The sequence below is a fragment of the Pseudomonas svalbardensis genome, assembly GCF_030053115.1.
In the GTDB taxonomy this organism is placed as follows: Bacteria; Pseudomonadota; Gammaproteobacteria; order Pseudomonadales; family Pseudomonadaceae; genus Aquipseudomonas; species Aquipseudomonas svalbardensis.
Window position 1 is genome coordinate 1,507,885 of sequence record NZ_CP125619.1, and the last position, 16,158, is coordinate 1,524,042.

The 16,158-nt window shown below is 59.7% G+C and carries 13 protein-coding genes and 2 pseudogenes; 8 read left to right on the forward strand and 7 right to left on the reverse strand.

All coding sequences use genetic code 11. The annotated features are described in order from the left end of the window. The first annotated feature begins 17 nt into the window (after window positions 1-17). From pcaH to pcaC, 6 genes and pseudogenes are all read left to right on the forward strand, one after another. Window positions 18-722, forward strand: a complete 705-nt coding sequence (pcaH, locus tag QFX16_RS06725) for a protocatechuate 3,4-dioxygenase subunit beta (protein ID WP_074874186.1) — start codon at window positions 18-20, stop codon at window positions 720-722. Window position 723: 1 nt separating this feature from the next. Beyond that, window positions 724-1,290 carry a protocatechuate 3,4-dioxygenase subunit alpha gene (gene pcaG / locus QFX16_RS06730; RefSeq protein WP_283183303.1) on the forward strand — a complete coding sequence of 189 codons (567 nt, stop codon included), beginning with the start codon at window positions 724-726 and terminating at the stop codon, window positions 1,288-1,290. 10 nt (window positions 1,291-1,300) lie between these two features. Next, a pseudogene (locus tag QFX16_RS06735) lies at window positions 1,301-1,531 on the forward strand (MFS transporter); the annotation flags it as partial. Window positions 1,532-1,614: 83 nt separating this feature from the next. After that, complete coding sequence (locus tag QFX16_RS06740; RefSeq protein ID WP_283183304.1) at window positions 1,615-2,979, forward strand: 3-carboxy-cis,cis-muconate cycloisomerase; 1,365 nt, start codon at window positions 1,615-1,617, stop codon at window positions 2,977-2,979. 11 nt (window positions 2,980-2,990) lie between these two features. Continuing rightward, window positions 2,991-3,797 (forward strand): 3-oxoadipate enol-lactonase, encoded by an 807-nt coding sequence (gene pcaD / locus QFX16_RS06745; protein ID WP_283183305.1) that lies wholly within the window; start codon window positions 2,991-2,993, stop codon window positions 3,795-3,797. Window positions 3,798-3,807: 10 nt separating this feature from the next. Next, window positions 3,808-4,203: a 4-carboxymuconolactone decarboxylase gene (pcaC, locus tag QFX16_RS06750; RefSeq protein WP_283183306.1), complete on the forward strand. Its 396-nt coding sequence runs from the start codon at window positions 3,808-3,810 to the stop codon at window positions 4,201-4,203. Window positions 4,204-4,301: 98 nt separating this feature from the next. Here the strand turns inward: pcaC and QFX16_RS06755 are convergent, their stop codons facing one another. The 7 genes and pseudogenes from QFX16_RS06755 to emhA all read right to left on the reverse strand — a co-directional run bounded on the left by QFX16_RS06755 (window position 4,302) and on the right by emhA (window position 14,068). Beyond that, window positions 4,302-5,120 (reverse strand): methyltransferase domain-containing protein, encoded by an 819-nt coding sequence (locus tag QFX16_RS06755; RefSeq protein WP_283183307.1) that lies wholly within the window; start codon window positions 5,118-5,120, stop codon window positions 4,302-4,304. A 20-nt stretch (window positions 5,121-5,140) separates the two neighbouring features. Next, window positions 5,141-5,524 (reverse strand): DUF1641 domain-containing protein, encoded by a 384-nt coding sequence (locus tag QFX16_RS06760; RefSeq protein WP_283183308.1) that lies wholly within the window; start codon window positions 5,522-5,524, stop codon window positions 5,141-5,143. Between the two features lie 22 nt (window positions 5,525-5,546). Continuing rightward, window positions 5,547-6,737 carry an NAD(P)/FAD-dependent oxidoreductase gene (locus tag QFX16_RS06765; protein ID WP_283183309.1) on the reverse strand — a complete coding sequence of 397 codons (1,191 nt, stop codon included), beginning with the start codon at window positions 6,735-6,737 and terminating at the stop codon, window positions 5,547-5,549. Between the two features lie 208 nt (window positions 6,738-6,945). Next, window positions 6,946-7,927, reverse strand: a pseudogene (locus QFX16_RS06770) (OprD family outer membrane porin). Between the two features lie 358 nt (window positions 7,928-8,285). Continuing rightward, window positions 8,286-9,746: an efflux RND transporter outer membrane subunit EmhC gene (gene emhC, locus QFX16_RS06775; protein ID WP_283183310.1), complete on the reverse strand. Its 1,461-nt coding sequence runs from the start codon at window positions 9,744-9,746 to the stop codon at window positions 8,286-8,288. After that, window positions 9,746-12,907 (reverse strand): efflux RND transporter permease subunit EmhB, encoded by a 3,162-nt coding sequence (emhB, locus tag QFX16_RS06780; protein WP_283183311.1) that lies wholly within the window; start codon window positions 12,905-12,907, stop codon window positions 9,746-9,748. The genes emhC and emhB overlap by 1 nt, the downstream gene beginning before the upstream one ends. Before the next feature lie 3 nt (window positions 12,908-12,910). Next, window positions 12,911-14,068, reverse strand: coding sequence for an efflux RND transporter periplasmic adaptor subunit EmhA (gene emhA, locus QFX16_RS06785; protein WP_283183312.1), 1,158 nt, complete (start codon window positions 14,066-14,068; stop codon window positions 12,911-12,913). A 265-nt stretch (window positions 14,069-14,333) separates the two neighbouring features. Here emhA and emhR point away from each other — a divergent pair, with 265 nt between their 5' ends. Both emhR and QFX16_RS06795 read left to right on the forward strand, forming a co-directional pair. After that, window positions 14,334-14,972 (forward strand): efflux system transcriptional repressor EmhR, encoded by a 639-nt coding sequence (gene emhR / locus QFX16_RS06790; RefSeq protein ID WP_283183313.1) that lies wholly within the window; start codon window positions 14,334-14,336, stop codon window positions 14,970-14,972. 161 nt (window positions 14,973-15,133) lie between these two features. Then, complete coding sequence (locus QFX16_RS06795; RefSeq protein ID WP_283183314.1) at window positions 15,134-16,018, forward strand: DMT family transporter; 885 nt, start codon at window positions 15,134-15,136, stop codon at window positions 16,016-16,018. The last annotated feature ends 140 nt before the right edge of the window (window positions 16,019-16,158 follow it).

The window sequence follows — 16,158 nt, forward strand, 5'->3', positions numbered from 1 at the left end:
GAACTGAGGAATGCTTCATGACTGACAAGCCTGGTTACCGCCGCCCGCAAGAGGGCACCCAGCCGGAATACCTGCACCCGGCCTATCAATCCACCAACCGTCGCTCGCCGTCCAAGCCGTTGGTGTTTTTGCCCCATTCGCTGTCGGAAATTACCGGTCCGACCATCGGTGCCGAGCGCATTCAAGCGCAGGACAACGACCTGACCGCCCAGCACAAGGGTGAGCCATTGGGTGAGCGCATCATCATTCACGGCCGCGTGCTGGATGAAGATGGCTTACCGGTGCCGGGGATTCTGGTGGAGATCTGGCAGGCCAATGCCGCCGGTCGCTACAACCATGACCGTGACCTGCACGACGCGCCGCTGGACCCGAACTTTACCGGTACCGGCCGTACCGTGACCGACGCTGATGGCTGGTACCAGTTCCAGACCATCAAGCCCGGCGCCTATCCATGGGGCAACCACCACAACGCGTGGCGCCCGGCGCACATCCATTTCTCACTGTTCGGGCCGAGCATTCTGACGCGCCTGGTCACGCAGATGTATTTCCCGGGCGATCCGTTGCTGGCCTATGACCCGATCTATAACTGCGTACCGGATACCAGCGCCAAAGAGCGTTTGATCGCCAGTTTCGACCTGGAAAAAACCATCCCTTCCTATGCCCTCGGTTATCGCTGGGACATCGTCTTGCGCGGCCGCGAAGCCACGCCGATGGAGAAATAAGATGACGCTGAACGCGACCACATCCCACACCGTCGGGCCGTATTACCACATCGGTTTGACCTGGCTGAACCGCGAAGACCTGACCGTCGAACAAACCCTGGGCGAGCGTGTGGCGATCACCGGGCAAGTCATCGATGGCAACGGCGACATCGTCAACGACGCAATGTTGGAAGTCTGGCAAGCCAACGCCGCCGGCAAGTATGACCACCCCGAAGACGATCAGGAAAAACCCCTGGACCCGAACTTCGAAGGGTTTGGCCGGGTACCGGTGGATGCCGAAGGGCGCTTTCGTTTCACCACGATCAAGCCAGGCAAGGTGGAAGGCTTGAAAGGCACGATCCAGGCGCCGCATCTGGTGGTGCTGGTGTTTGCTCGCGGGTTGGTGAAGCACTTGCTGACGCGGATCTACTTTGATGGCGAACCGGCCAACGTGGCGGACCCGCTGCTGGAATGTGTGCCGGCTGAACGCCGCGGTACGTTGCTGGCGAAGAAGGATGCGTCCGGTGTGTACCAGTGGAATGTGATTCTGCAGGGCACCGATGCCGAGACAGTGTTCTTCGATTATTGACTCCAACCGCATGCTCGCCGACAAGATCGGCCGACGGAACTCGATGCTGTGGTTCGGCGCTCTGGGGACGTTGTTCACCGTGCCGATCCTGCTGAGCCTAAAAAGTGTCAGCAGTCCGTTCCTGGCGTTCGTGCTGATTACCGTGGCGCTGGCGATCGTCAGTTTTTACACCTCCATCAGTGGCCTGGTAAAAGCCGAAATGTTCCCGCCGCAAGTGCGCGCATTGGGTGTCGGCCTGGCTTGCCGAAACAGGCGAAGTACTTGCATAACGACCTTTGATCTTTACCCGTGGGCCTGACCGGCCCACGCCTCCAGGGACTGTTTATGAACGAGCGACCGGGCAATCAATTATTCGATGCCTATTTCACTGCCCGCGACATGCGTGAGGTGTTCTGCGATGAGGGTCGGGTTCAAGCGATGCTTGATTTCGAAGCGGCACTGGCCCGGGCCGAGGCGCGAGTCGGGCTGATTCCGCAAACGGCTGTCGCGCCGATTGAAGCGGCCTGTCAGGCCGGGCATTACGACTTCGCTGCTCTCGGCGAGGCGATTGCCACGGCCGGCAATTCGGCAATTCCGTTGGTCAAGGCGCTGGGTAAACAGATCGCGGCCAACCATGCCGAAGCCGAGCGTTATGTGCATCTGGGCGCGACCAGCCAGGACGTGATGGACACCGGTCTGGTGTTGCAACTGCGTGGTGCGCTGGAGCTGATCGAAAGCGATCTGGCGCAACTGGGCGAAACGCTGGCGACCCAGGCGTTGCGCTACGTCGCCACACCGCTGGCCGGGCGCACCTGGTTGCAGCACGCGACGCCTGTCACCCTCGGCATGAAGATCGCCGGTTGGCTGGGCGCTGTCACTCGCAGTCGTCAGCGTCTGCGCGAACTCAAACCGCGGCTGCTGGTGCTGCAATTCGGCGGCGCCTCCGGAACCCTCGCGGCCCTCGGCGAGCAGGCGATGCCGATTGCCCAGGCGCTGGCTGAAGAATTGAAACTGACACTGCCGGATCAACCTTGGCACACCCAGCGAGATCGCTTGGTGGAGTTCGGCTCGGTACTGGGATTGATCGCCGGCAGCCTCGGCAAACTGGGGCGCGACATCAGCCTGTTGATGCAGACCGAAGCGGGGGAGGTGTTCGAGCCTTCTGCGCCGGGCAAGGGCGGTTCTTCGACCATGCCGCACAAACGCAATCCGGTAGGTGCGGCGGTACTGATCAGTGCGGCGACTCGCGTACCCGGTTTGCTCTCGACGCTGTTCAGCGCCATGCCTCAAGAACACGAGCGTAGCCTGGGTCTGTGGCATGCCGAGTGGGAAACCCTGCCGGAGATTTGCTGCCTGGTGTCCGGCAGCCTGAAACAAGCGATGCTGGTGGCGGATGGATTGGAAGTGGACGCCGAGCGCATGACCCGTAACCTCGATCTGACCCAAGGGCTGGTGCTCGCCGAAGCGGTGAGCATCGTCCTCGCCCAACGGGTCGGCCGCGATACTGCGCACCATTTGCTGGAGCAATGCTGCAAGCGCGCAGTGGCTGAACAACGTCATCTGCGAGCGGTACTCGGCGACGAGCCGCAAGTGACCGCCGAACTGTCGGATGCTGAACTCGATCATCTGCTGGACCCCGCCCATTACCTCGGTCAGGCCCATACCTGGGTCGAGCGAGCGGTGGCTGAACATTCTGCGTTGACTGCCTGAAGGAGATTGCTGTGGCTTTCGTACAACTCGCCGAGGGCGAACTGCACTACCAAATTCAAGGGCCGCAACTCGATGGCCCGGCGGATGCGCCGGTACTGGTGCTGTCCAACTCGCTGGGCACTGACCTGCACATGTGGGACGCGCAGATTGCGGCGTTCACCGAGCATTTCCGGGTGCTGCGTTTCGACACCCGTGGTCATGGCAAATCGCTGGTCACGCCGGGGCCGTACAACATTGAGCAACTGGGCCATGACGTGCTGGCGCTGCTGGATGCGTTGCACATCGAACGCGCGCATTTCTGCGGTCTGTCCATGGGCGGGCTGATTGGCCAGTGGCTGGGGATCAACGCTGGTGATCGCCTGAACAAACTGGTGGTGTGCAACACCGCGGCGAAAATCGGTGATCCGTCGGTGTGGAACCCACGCATTGAAACCGTGCTGCGTGACGGTCCGGCCGCCATGGTCGCCTTGCGCGATGCGTCGATTGCGCGCTGGTTTACCGCGGATTTTGCTGAAGCCAATCCTGCTGCCGCGAAGAAGATTACTGACATGCTCGCGGCCACCTCGCCTGAAGGGTATGCGGCGAACTGTGCCGCCGTGCGCGATGCCGATTTTCGCGATCAGCTGTCCTCGATCAAGGTGCCGCTGCTGGTCATCGCCGGCACCCAAGACGCGGTCACGCCGCCGTCCGGTGGGCACTTCATTCAGGAGCATGTGCAGGACGCCGAGTACGCCGAGTTCTACGCCGCGCACTTGTCCAACGTCCAGGCCGGTGCTGCGTTCAGTGACCGGGTAGTGACGTTTTTGTCAGCTCATTAAGGGGATTGTTGTGGACGAGAAACAACGTTACGACGAAGGCCTGAAAGTCCGCCGCGCGGTACTCGGCGACGCTCACGTCGACCGCAGCCTGAACGCGCTGACCGAGTTCAACTCGGAGTTTCAGGAGATGATCACCCGTCACGCCTGGGGCGACATCTGGACCCGCCCGGGACTGCCGCGTCATACCCGCAGCTTGATCACGATTGCCATGCTGATCGGCATGAACCGCAACGAAGAACTCAAACTGCACCTGCGCGCCGCCGCCAACAACGGCGTGACCCGCGGCGAGATCAAGGAAGTGATCATGCAGAGCGCGATCTACTGCGGCATTCCGGCAGCGAATGCGACGTTCCATCTGGCGGAGTCGGTGTGGGATGAGTTGGGGGTTGAATCGCGGGAGAGATGAATACCTGTGGGAGCGAGCCTGCTCGCGAAAGCGGTAGCAGCCTTAATACACGTGTTGGCTGAGAACACGCCTTCGCGAGCAGGCTCGCTCCCACACGTTTAAACGGTGGCGACGATGAAAATTCGTTTGAACGGAAACAACGTGTGCCCGTCGCTCTCTGGCGGGTAATGCGCATGCACGCGCATCAGGTAGTGGTAGATGAACCGCGCCTGTTCATCATCCTTCAACCCCTGCATCACCGGCCGCAGCGCCGAGACTTTGACCCAGTCATAGATCGGCGACTTGCCGTCGACAACCTGTAGCTGTTCGGTCTCCCAGATATCCAGTGTCCGGGTAATCGGAGAGAGCAACCGATAGTAACTTTCCAAAGACAACAGCGGCCGCGCAGCCATGGCCTCGCGCAACTGCGGGGTGCCGAGTGGTTTGCCACCGGGGCCTGCCTCTTCAAGGGTGTCGAGCATCAGTTGATACCACAGCGCATCCCGCCAGTCGGGCATGTGCGCCGCCAGGCATCCACCCGGATTGAGCTGGCCGAGCAGTCGCGGCAATAGCTGTTCGTGACCACTGACGAAGTGCAGTACGGCGGCGGCGAACAGCAGGTCCGCCGGTTGTTCGGGTTGCCAGTCGAGTAGATCGCACTGTTTCCACAACGCCTTGATCGGCAGGCAACGGGCTTCGTCCAGCATTTGCCCGGAACTGTCGATGCCCTGCAACTGCGCTCGAGGCCAACGCTTGGCCAAAAGTTGCGTGGCGATGCCGGTGCCGCATCCCAGGTCGTAGATACGCTTGGGCTGTTTGAGTTCGACACGGTCGAGCAATTCATTGACCGGTCGTTGCCTGAGGCGGGAAAACTGCTGGTACGCCTTGGCGTCCCAGTCGGTGCAGGCTTTCCCTGCCGATTCAAGTTTGACGCGCATGAGGTGATCCTCTCTGGCGGTTACAGCTGCCTTCCGATGACGTTCAGTGTTTTCAGGACAACCGCCACGCCTTTGCGCGTGTCCGGCTCGTTCAGCAGTTTGAACAAGGCATAGGCTCCCGGCGGCTCGGGGGCGGCGGCGACCTCGGCCTTGGCCAGGCGCACGGCGTTACTGACAGTCCAGGTGGCCGCCGTAGCGTTTTCGAACAGCCGCGCCAGTTTTTCCACCATCGCTGCGTCCAGCAGGTCGGTCATGTCCGAGACCAGCGATAGCACATCGACAATGTTGTCCAGCCGACCGCCGTCGATCAGCGGTTGAATTTTCGCCATCAAGGCGGCGAGTCCCGGCGTCGCTGGCATGCCGGCAGCGCTGGTCGCCAGCGTTTCATCTGATAGGTTCGTCACGGTTTACTCCTCCCTGAGCAGATCAAAGCATTCCACGGGCAACCGCCCAGTACAGACCACGATTGAAGCCATTTCTCAGCAGGCCGCCGAGCTTGGTCGGCGGTGTCGGCAGGACGTCATGGGCGTAGTCGTACCACAGCGGCATACCGGCGTTGAGACCCATCTGCGCCACGGCCTGAACCCGTCCGTCGTAGACGCTGTTGGGCGCACCGAGGCGAATCTCGGCGGCGATGTTGTTGGCGATGACGGGTGCCTGGTTATGGCAGGCACCACCGGCCTTGCTCACCGGCAGATCGACGGTGTCGCCAATCACGTAGACGTGTTCCAGGCCATAGACCTGCAGGGTCTCGTGATGGGTCGGCAACCAACCTTCGTTGTTGGGCGCTTGAGACGCTCCGGACTCCAGCACGGCATCGACGGCGCGGATCGGCGGTGTCGCCATCAGGATGTCGAAGGGTTGCTCTTCGCCTTCTTCGGAGTAGGCGATTTTTCGTTCGGGGTCGACACGGCTGAGGGTGAAACCGCGTTGGAAGCGGATGTTCTTCTGCTCGAAAATTCCGGGCAGGATTTCCCCGGTGGGGCGTTGCAGAAACAGGCAGTTACGCAGCAACTGAGCCGTGGTCGGGTAGGTGTAGACGATTTCCACCTGGTCCCGCACGCCCCGACGACGCAGGAAGTCGTCGAGCATCAACGTCGTTTCTACCGGTGCAATGCCGCATTGGTGCGGCACGTTGGGTGTCTGCGGGAAAGACACCGTGATGAAGATCCGGCCTTTTTTGATCGTGCTCAGCCGTTCTGCCAACTGCCGGGCGGGCTGATATTGGTAGAAGTGGTCGCCGGCTTCTTTCAAGCCCTCAATGCGCTCCGGCGCGGGCACGCAGCCGGTGGCAATGACCAGAAAGTCATAGCCATAACGCTTGCCGCTACGGGTTTTCAGGCATTGCCCGGGGAAATCGAAACGCGTGACTTCTTCGACGTAGAAGCTGATTTCCGGACGCAACAGTGAACGTTCCGGGCGCTTGAGTTCTTCTTCAAAGAACTGATTGAACGCCACGTACATGAACGCAGGTTTGTAGTAGTGATCGGGGGAATTGGACAGTAGTGCAATCGAGACTTCGCCGCGCAGGATTTCTGGATACAGCTTGCTGGCCAGTTGATTGGCCAACATGGTTCCACCTACGCCGCCACCGACAATAACTATTCGCTTGCTCATACCTGACCTCCGTGGTCATGGCAGCTTCGCGTACAGCATCCGGAGATAACGGAAGAAAAAAGGGACTCCTACATCAGGATGGAGAATTAAACACGCTTCTTGACTGTATCTGTGAACACACAAAGCGCCAGTTTGTACCGACCGGCGGTGAGAGGCATCCGACCGTTTTCATCCTGCGGTCGCTGCCTGAGCTCCGCTATGGCAAGCGCTATAGCAAGCTGATCGGATAGCTGACGATCAACCGGTTCTCATCGAACTCGTTGTTGCTGAAGTCACGGCGAATGGTCGAGTTGCGCCATTTGACGTTGAGGTCTTTGAGCGCGCCGCTCTGCACGGTGTAACCCAATTCGCTTTCGCGGCCCCATTCCTTGCCGTCGGTGACGGTGCCGGTGTGGACGTTGTCGCCGCTGATGTAGCGGTTCATCAGGGTCAGGCCGGGAATGCCGAGGGCGACGAAGTTGTAGTCATGACGTACCTGCCAGGATTTTTCTTTGGCATTGTCATAGCTTGGCATTCCACAAACCAATCTGGGTGCGCTTCTCGTTAAAGGCGTATTCACCGCCCTGGAAGTTGAAACGGTCGGAGGTAAACGCCGGTTTGCCGATCATCGACATGTCGCTCATGCTGCTGTCGTCGCGCGGGCTGTTGGCGCGGAACTGGCCGCCGTAGAACGTCAGGCCGTTGATTTCCTTCGAGGTGATCTGACCACCACGGAACGTCTGCGGCAGGGAGCGACCGTCGTCCGAATGCAGGATCGGCAGCACCGGCATCCATTCGCCCACCTTCACTTCGGTCTGCGACAGCTTGGCCTTGAACGCCACGTTGGTGCGACCGAAGTTGTCCGCCGGGCGACCGTCGTGATCCAGCGGCAACAACTGCGTACCGCCCGTGCCTTTACCGCCGTCGAGTTTCACCGAGTACATCCCCAGCACATCCATGCCGAACCCGACGGTGCCCTGGGTGAACCCGGACTTAGCGTCGAGGATGAAGCTTTGCGTCCACTCTTCTGCCTTGCCTTGGGTTTTGGTCGGGTTGGTGAAATTGCGATTGATGTAGAAGTTGCGCAGGTTCAGGTTGACCTTGGCACCTTCGACAAAGCCTGACTCCTCGGCCATGGCGGGCAGAGCCGTACTGACCAGTGCAACGGCGATGAGGCTGGGGAACCAGTATTGAGTATTGGAAGGTGTCATGTGCTCGGGTCTCTCTAGTTTTTAGGGGTGAAACGGGGCGCTGCCGCAACCTGGGGTTGCAGACAAAAATTTGAAATCAGGACAAGAACGAACGGGATCAGCCGGACAGGGCAGGGCGCGGGGGCATGGTGTCGAACCTGTTGTTATTGGTCTTGTGCGACGAATGGTGCGGGGGATGGGCGGGGTGATTCAATTGGGGAAAGCGGGTTTTGGGCGATTATCGAACGCCAAAATCAAAAGATCGCAGCCTCCGGCAGCTCACATTGGACGCGATTCCTGGAGCTGCCGGAGGCTGCGATCTTTTGATCTTGAGCAACAAAAAGCCCACCCAAAGGTGGGCTTCGTGTTCATAGCGCTATCAGAACAACTTCAGCTTCGGCGCTTCTTCTTTCAACGGCTCGTTCTTCGCGGTCTGCTCGTTCCAGCCACCGCCCAGTGCCTTGTACAGATTGACGGCACTGACCAGTTGCGCCAGGCGGTCGGTGATCAGTACCTGTTCAGCACTGAACAGCTGGCGCTGGGCATCGAGGAAGGTCAGGTTGCTGTCGACACCAATGCGGTAACGACGCTCGGCCAGACGGTAGTAGTCCTGGTTCGCGGTGACGAAATCACGCTGGGCCTGCAACTGATCTGTGTAGGTCTGGCGGGCGGCCAGGCCATCGGCGACTTCCTGGAAGGCCGTCTGAATGGACTTCTCGTAGTTCGCCACGCCGATGTCTTTCTGGATTTTTGAATAGTCCAGGCTGGCGCGCAGGCTGCCGGCATTGAAGATCGGCAGGTTGATCTGCGGCTGGAACAGCCAGGTGCCCGAACCGCCCTTGAACAGACCGGACAGGTCCGGGCTCAGGGTCCCGGCGTTGGCCGTCAGGCTGATGCTCGGGAAGAACGCCGCCCGTGCCGCGCCGATGTTGGCGTTGGCGGCTTTCAGGTTGTATTCGGCCTGAAGGATGTCCGGACGACGTTGCAGCAAGTCCGATGGCAGACCGGCCGGCACTTCGCTCAGCAGGTCGTCAGCCAATGGCTTGGCCGCTTGCAGATTGGCCGGGACGCCAGTGCCGAGCAGCAACACCAGGCTGTTTTCATCCTGGGCGACTTGACGGGTGTACTTGGCCATTTGCGCGCGGGCGTTTTCCACCGAGGTACGCGACTGGGCCAGGTCCAGGGCCGAGGCTACACCCACTTCGTTGCTGCGGGCGGTGAGCTTGTAGCTCTCGTCGAATGCACCCAGGGTGTCCTGGGTCAGTTTCAGCAGCTCCTTGTCGGCCTGCCAGGTCAGGTAGGCATTGGCCACACTGGCCACCAGGCTGATCTGGGTACTGCGGCGCGCTTCTTCAGTGGCGAAGTACTTCTGCAGCGCTTCTTCGCTCAGGCTGCGAACCCGACCGAACAGGTCGAGTTCATAGGCGCTGATGCCGACCGTGGCCGAGTAGGAACTGGTGATGCCTGCTTCGCCGGTCTGCGAGGCCCGAGCCGGGACCCGCTGGCGGCTGCCGGTGCCGTTGGCCGACACGGCCGGGAACAGATCGGCCCGCTGGATGCGGTATTGAGCCGCAAAGGCGTCGATGTTCAGCGCCGCGACTCGCAGATCACGGTTGTTTTCCAGGGCGACCTGGATCAGCTGTTGCAGCGCCGGGTCATGGAAAAACTGCTTCCAGCCCTGTTCGGCGGCAGCCTGGGCAGGCGCCTGGGCCGGCGAATACGCCGGACCTTGCGGGTACTGGCCCGCCACCGGTGCTTCAGGCTGCTGATAATCGGGAATCAGCGAGCAGCCGCCGAGCACGAAGGCGGCAACAGCCAGGGAGAGTAGCGACTTGCTCATTAGCCAGCCTCTTTAGAAGGTTCAATAGCGTCGTCCTGGTCAGCGGTTTTGCGCTGCCCCATGGCCGACACGGTGACGAAAAACAGCGGGACCCAGAAGATCGCCAGGATCGTGGCCGTGAGCATACCGCCAATTACCCCGGTACCGATCGCATGTTGGCTGCCTGAACCGGCACCCGTGGAAATTGCCAGTGGCACCACACCGAGGACGAAAGCGAGCGAGGTCATGATGATCGGTCGCAAACGCATCCGGCAGGCTTCAATCGCGGCATCGCGCAGGCTACGCCCTTGTTCATGCAGTTCCTTGGCAAATTCGACAATCAAAATGGCGTTTTTTGCCGCCAGACCGATGGTCGTCAACAAGCCCACCTGGAAGTACACGTCGTTGGACAGGCCGCGCAGGCTGGTCGCCATCAGTGCACCGATGATCCCCAGCGGCACCACCAACATCACCGCAATCGGGATCGACCAACTTTCGTACAGCGCTGCCAGACACAGGAACACCATCAGCAGTGACAACGCGTACAACGCTGGCGCTTGCGAACCGGACAACCGTTCCTCGTATGACAGGCCGGTCCACGAAATACCCACACCGGCCGGCAGTTTCTTGGCCAGGGCTTCGACTTCGAGCATGGCTTCACCGGTGGAATAACCGGGCGCCGGGGCACCGAGGATTTCCATCGCTTCGACGCCGTTGTAACGCGACAGCTTCGGTGCACCGTAGATCCACTCACCCTTGGCGAACGCCGAGAACGGAACCATGGTGCCGGCGCTGTTGCGCACATACCATTTCTTGACGTCTTCAGGACTCATGCGCGCGCCCGGCTCGCCTTGCACATACACCTTCTTCACCCGACCGCGGTCGATGAAGTCGTTGACGTAGCTACTGCCCAAGGCAATCGACAGAGTGTTGTTGATGTCGGTGAGGGTGATGCCCAAGGCACTGGCCTTCTCGTCATCGATTTCCAGTTGGTATTGTGGTTCGTCGTTCAGGCCGTTCGGGCGAACTTGCGAGAGAACCTTGCTTTGCGCCGCCATGCCGAGGAACTGGTTGCGTGCAGCCATTAGTGCGTCGTGACCGATACCGGCACGGTCTTGCAAGAACACGTCGAAACCGGTGGCGTTACCCAGCTCCAGCACCGCCGGAGGTGCGAACGCAAACACCATGGCGTCACGGAAGGTGAAGAAGTGCTGCTGGGCACGGGCCGCGAGTTTGAACACGCTGTTTTCGGCGTTACGTTCGTCCCACGGTTTGAGCATGATGAACGCCATACCCGAGCTCTGGCCACGGCCGGCGAAGTTGAAGCCGGTCACGGTAAACACCGAGGCCACCGCATCGCCTTCACCGCCGTCCTTGCTCGGACGCAGCAGGAATTCCCGCATTTCATCCACGACCACTTGCGTGCGCTGGGCACTCGAGCCGGCCGGGGTTTGCACCTGAGCAAACAATACGCCCTGGTCTTCTTCCGGCAGGAACGCCGTTGGGATGCGGGTGAACAGCCAGATCATGCCGACCAGGATGATGAGGTAGGCCAGCAAGTACGGGGCCTTGTTCGCGAGCATGTTGCCCACGCCACGCTCGTAGCTTTTGACGCCACGGTCGAAATTGCGGTTGAACCAGCCGAAGAAGCCGCGTTTCGGCACGCCGTGCTCGCCTTTCGGAATCGCCTTGAGCATGGTTGCGCAGAGCGCCGGGGTGAAGATCAGCGCGACCAGTACCGACAGGGCCATGGCCGAGACGATGGTGATCGAGAACTGCTTGTAGATCACACCGGTGGAACCGCTGAAGAACGCCATCGGCAGCAGTACGGCCGACAGCACCAGGGCGATACCGACCAGAGCACCCTGGATCTGCCCCATGGATTTCTTGGTGGCCTCCTTGGGTGACAGGCCTTCTTCGCTCATGACCCGTTCGACGTTTTCCACCACGACGATGGCGTCGTCCACCAGCAAACCGATGGCCAGTACCATGCCGAACATGGTCAGGGTGTTGATGCTGAAACCGAACGCCGCGAGGATCCCGAAGGTACCCAGCAATACGACGGGCACGGTCATCGTGGTGATGACAGTGGCGCGGAAGTTTTGCAGGAACAGGAACATCACCAGGAACACCAGTACGATCGCTTCGACCAGGGTTTCAACCACACCCTTGATCGATTCGGTCACCACCGGAGTGGTGTCGTACGGGAACACCACTTCCATCCCTTGCGGGAAGAACGGCTTGAGGGTTTCGATGGTCTTGCGCAGGGCTTTTGCAGTGTCGAGGGCGTTGGCACCGTTGGCCAGTTTCACCGCCAGACCGGAGGCCGGACTGCCGTTGAACTGGGCACTGACCGAGTAGTTTTCACCGCCCAGACCGACATCCGCAACGTCGCCGACACGCACTTGCGAACCGTCCTTGTTGACCTTGAGCAGGATCGCCTTGAACTGCTCGGCAGTCTGCAGGCGGGTCTTGCCGATGATCGTCGCATTCAGCTGTTGGCCTGCCACGGCAGGCAAACCGCCGAGTTGACCGGACGACACCTGGACGTTCTGCGCGGCGATGGCGGTTTTCACGTCCACCGGGGTCAGGTTGTAGTTGTTCAACTTGGCCGGGTCGAGCCAGATCCGCATCGCGTACTGCGCACCAAAGACCTGGAAGTCACCGACACCGGCGGTCCGCGAGACCGGGTCCTGCATGTTCGACACGATGTAGTTGGCCAAGTCGTCCTTGGTCATGCTGCCGTCGCGCGAGACCACGCCGATCACCATCAGGAAGTTTTTCACTGCCTTGGTCACGCGGATACCCTGTTGCTGCACTTCTTGCGGCAGCAGCGGGGTGGCCAGGTTCAGCTTGTTCTGGACCTGAACCTGCGCGGTATCGGAGTTGGTGCCCTGCTCGAAGGTCGCGGTAATGGTCATGCTGCCGTCGGAGTTACTTTCCGAGGAAACATAACGCAGGTTATCGATACCGTTGAGCTGTTGCTCGATCACCTGCACCACGGTGTCCTGCACGGTTTGTGCGGACGCGCCCGGGTAGGTCACCTGGATCGCAATGGCCGGAGGCGCAATGCTCGGGTATTGGTTGATCGGAAGTTTGAGGATCGATAGTGCCCCGACCAGCATGATCACCAGGGCAATTACCCAGGCAAAAATCGGACGGTCGATAAAAAATCTGGACATGATTTACTCCCCTTTGCCGCTGGAAGCCTTGTTAGCTGCCTGTGCGGGGGCCGGGTTCTTTGCGCCAACGTTAGTCGCTTCACTGGCTTTTACTTCAACGCCAGGTTTGACGTATTGCAGCCCTTCGGTGATCAGTCGATCGCCGGCCTTCAGACCGTCTTCGATCAGCCACTGGCTGCCGACAGTGCGGCTGGCCTTGAGCTGACGCAGTTCGACCTTGTTGTCTGGACCGACGACCAGCGCGGTCGGGGTGCCTTTGAGATCACGGGTCACGCCTTGTTGCGGCGCGAGGATCGCCGCGCTGTTCACACCGGCCTGCAATTGGGCGTGTACAAACATGCCTGGCAGCAGGGTGTGGTCAGGGTTGGGGAATACCGCACGCAAGGTCACGGAACCGGTGGTCTGGTCCACCGAGACTTCCGAGAACTCGAGCTTGCCTTCCTGTTTGTACTGGCTGCCGTCTTCGAGGGTCAGCTTGACCTTGGCCGCGTTGTCGCCAGATTTTTGCAAACGACCGCTTTCCAGTTCACGGCGTAATTCCAGCAGCTCTACCGAAGACTGGGTGACGTCGACGTAGATCGGGTCCAGTTGCTGAATCACCGCCATCGCGTCGACCTGGCCGCTGGTAACCAGCGCGCCTTCGGTCACGGTCGAGCGGCCGATGCGGCCGGAGAGTGGCGCGTAAACCTTGGTGTAACGCACATTGATCTGGGCGCTCTGCAGGGATGCTTCCGATTGCAACCGGTTGGCCAGGGCCGTGTCGTATTCCTGACGGCTCACAGCCTGTTCGCTGACCAGTTGCTTGTAGCGATCCGAAATCGATTTGGTCTGCTGCAAGTTCGCTTGGGCGCTTTTCAGGGTGGCTTCATAAACGGCCGGATCGATCTGATACAGCTGCTGGCCGGCCTTGACGTCGCCGCCTTCCTTGAACAGGCGCTTGAGAATGATGCCGTTAACCTGAGGGCGAACTTCGGCGATGCGGTACGCGCTGGTACGGCCCGGAAGCTCGGAGGTCAGGGTGAAAGCTTGAGGTTGCAGAGTAACGACGCCGACCTGAGGGGGTGGTGCGGCAGGTGCCGCCTCTTCCTTTTTGCATCCGCTGAGCAGCGATGCCAAGGCGAGGGCGGTGACCAGAGCGGTAACAGCTGGCTTGAATTGCATGAAAATCCTCGGGTCAGGCGCGCAAATTGCGCACTCGAAAGGTGGAAAGGTAAAAAGTGTGCGCTGAGTGGATAAGTAGCTTGCTAAGCAATATACTTACGTTCATGGTTGTTTGTAAACACCCCGACCGCGTATCCAGACCGTTACAAAAGCCGTTCAAAGATCCGAATAGTAGGCCGGGGACGACGCCTAAGAGCGCTTGCCCCACTTTTGTTCAGCGAATAATCAGAAATCGCTGAAGCATCCTGATTGAGGTTGTACTGCCATGGTTCGTCGTACCAAAGAGGAAGCTCAAGAAACCCGTAGCCAGATACTCGAAGCGGCAGAAAAAGCCTTTTTTGAGCGGGGCGTGGCGCGCACGACACTGGCGGATATCGCTACCCTGGCCGGGGTCACGCGCGGGGCCATCTATTGGCATTTCAGCAACAAGGCGGATTTGGTGCAGGCCATGCTTGACACCTTGCAAGAGCCGCTGGATGAAATGGCCAAGGCCAAGGCCAGTGAAAGCGAAGATGAACTCGACCCTCTCGGCTGCATGCGCAAGCTGCTGATTCATTTGTTTCATCAAGTTGCCCTGGACCCGAAAACCCGACGCATCAATGAGATTCTGTTTCATAAGTGCGAATTCACCGATGAAATGTGCGACCTGCGCCAGCAGCGCCGAGAGGTCAGCCTTGATTGCAATGTGCGAATCGCTCTGGCGCTGAGTAATGCGGTCAATCGGGGGCAGTTACCGGAAAACCTCGATACGGCCCGCGCAGCCATCAGCCTGCATGCGTACATCGACGGCATCCTGTATCAGTGGCTGTTGGCGCCCGACAGCTTTGAACTGCACATCGAAGCCGAGCGTTGGGTCGATACCGGGCTGGACATGCTGCGCTTCAGCCCAAGCCTGCGCAAATGAAACAAAGTGTGTAATTGGATCCGTTTGTGTCAAGACTTGAAGCGGGGAATATCCCTGCTTCGCTCGCCTTTCTGTAATGGGGTGCTTTTATATACGTACGTTCGCCGGGTTGATAGGTAGCGAGCTACGTATTTTGTAGGGATTTTGTGTCGAGTGTGTGAATGAGTGTGAACGACCCGGGCTACAAGGGCGTCGAGCAGCCGATCAAGGGCATAGCGCTGATCTGTCTGGCGGTTTTGTTGTTCGCCAGCCACGACACGTTGTCCAAGTACCTGTCCGGCTTCTACCCGATCGTGATGGTGGTTTGGGCGCGCTACGTGGTGCACACCTTGTTGATGCTGGTGATGTTCGTGCCGCGCAGTGGTTTTTCGGCGGTGGTGCGCACCAAGCGTCCCGGACTGCAGTTATTACGCGCCCTGTGTTTGATCGGCACCAGCTTGTTTTTCACCACCGGTCTGCGTTACATCCCCTTGGCTGAGGCCACGGCCGTCACCTTTCTTGCACCGTTATTAGTGACCGCATTGTCTGTACCGTTGCTGCATGAGCGGGTAACACGCAATCAGTGGCTGGCGGTACTGGGTGGATTTGTCGGCGTGTTGATCGTCGTGCGGCCCGGCGGTGCTCTGTTCACCCCGGCGATCTTGTTGCCTCTGTGCTCGGCCTTGTGTTTTGGCTTCTATCAATTGCTCACCCGCCTGCTCAGCGGTATCGACAGCCCGACCACCAGCAACTTTCTGACCGGCATTCTCAACAGCCTGATCATGAGTGCGCTGTTGCCGTTTTTCTGGAGTACGCCGACGTTGCTGCACGGCCTGTTCATGATTGGCCTGGGTACTTGCGGCATGCTCGGCCACATGTTGCTGACCCAGGCCTTCCGCCATGCGGCACCGGCGATGCTGGCCCCCTTCAGTTACGGACAGATCCTGTTTGCCGGGATGTACGGGTATTTGATCTTTGACCATACCCCGGACAGCTTCGGCGTGATCGGGATTGCGGTGATTTGCCTCAGCGGTCTTGCGGTGGCCTGGAGACAGCGCAAGCGCTGACAAGATCGCAGCCTTCGATAGCGCCTACATTATTCGAATGGCTTACACTCTGTGCTGCCGAAAGCAGCGATCCTTTGATCTTCCATATGCAAAAGCCCCGGCTCTTTCGAGTCGGGGCTTTTGCGTTTCAAGGGGGGACG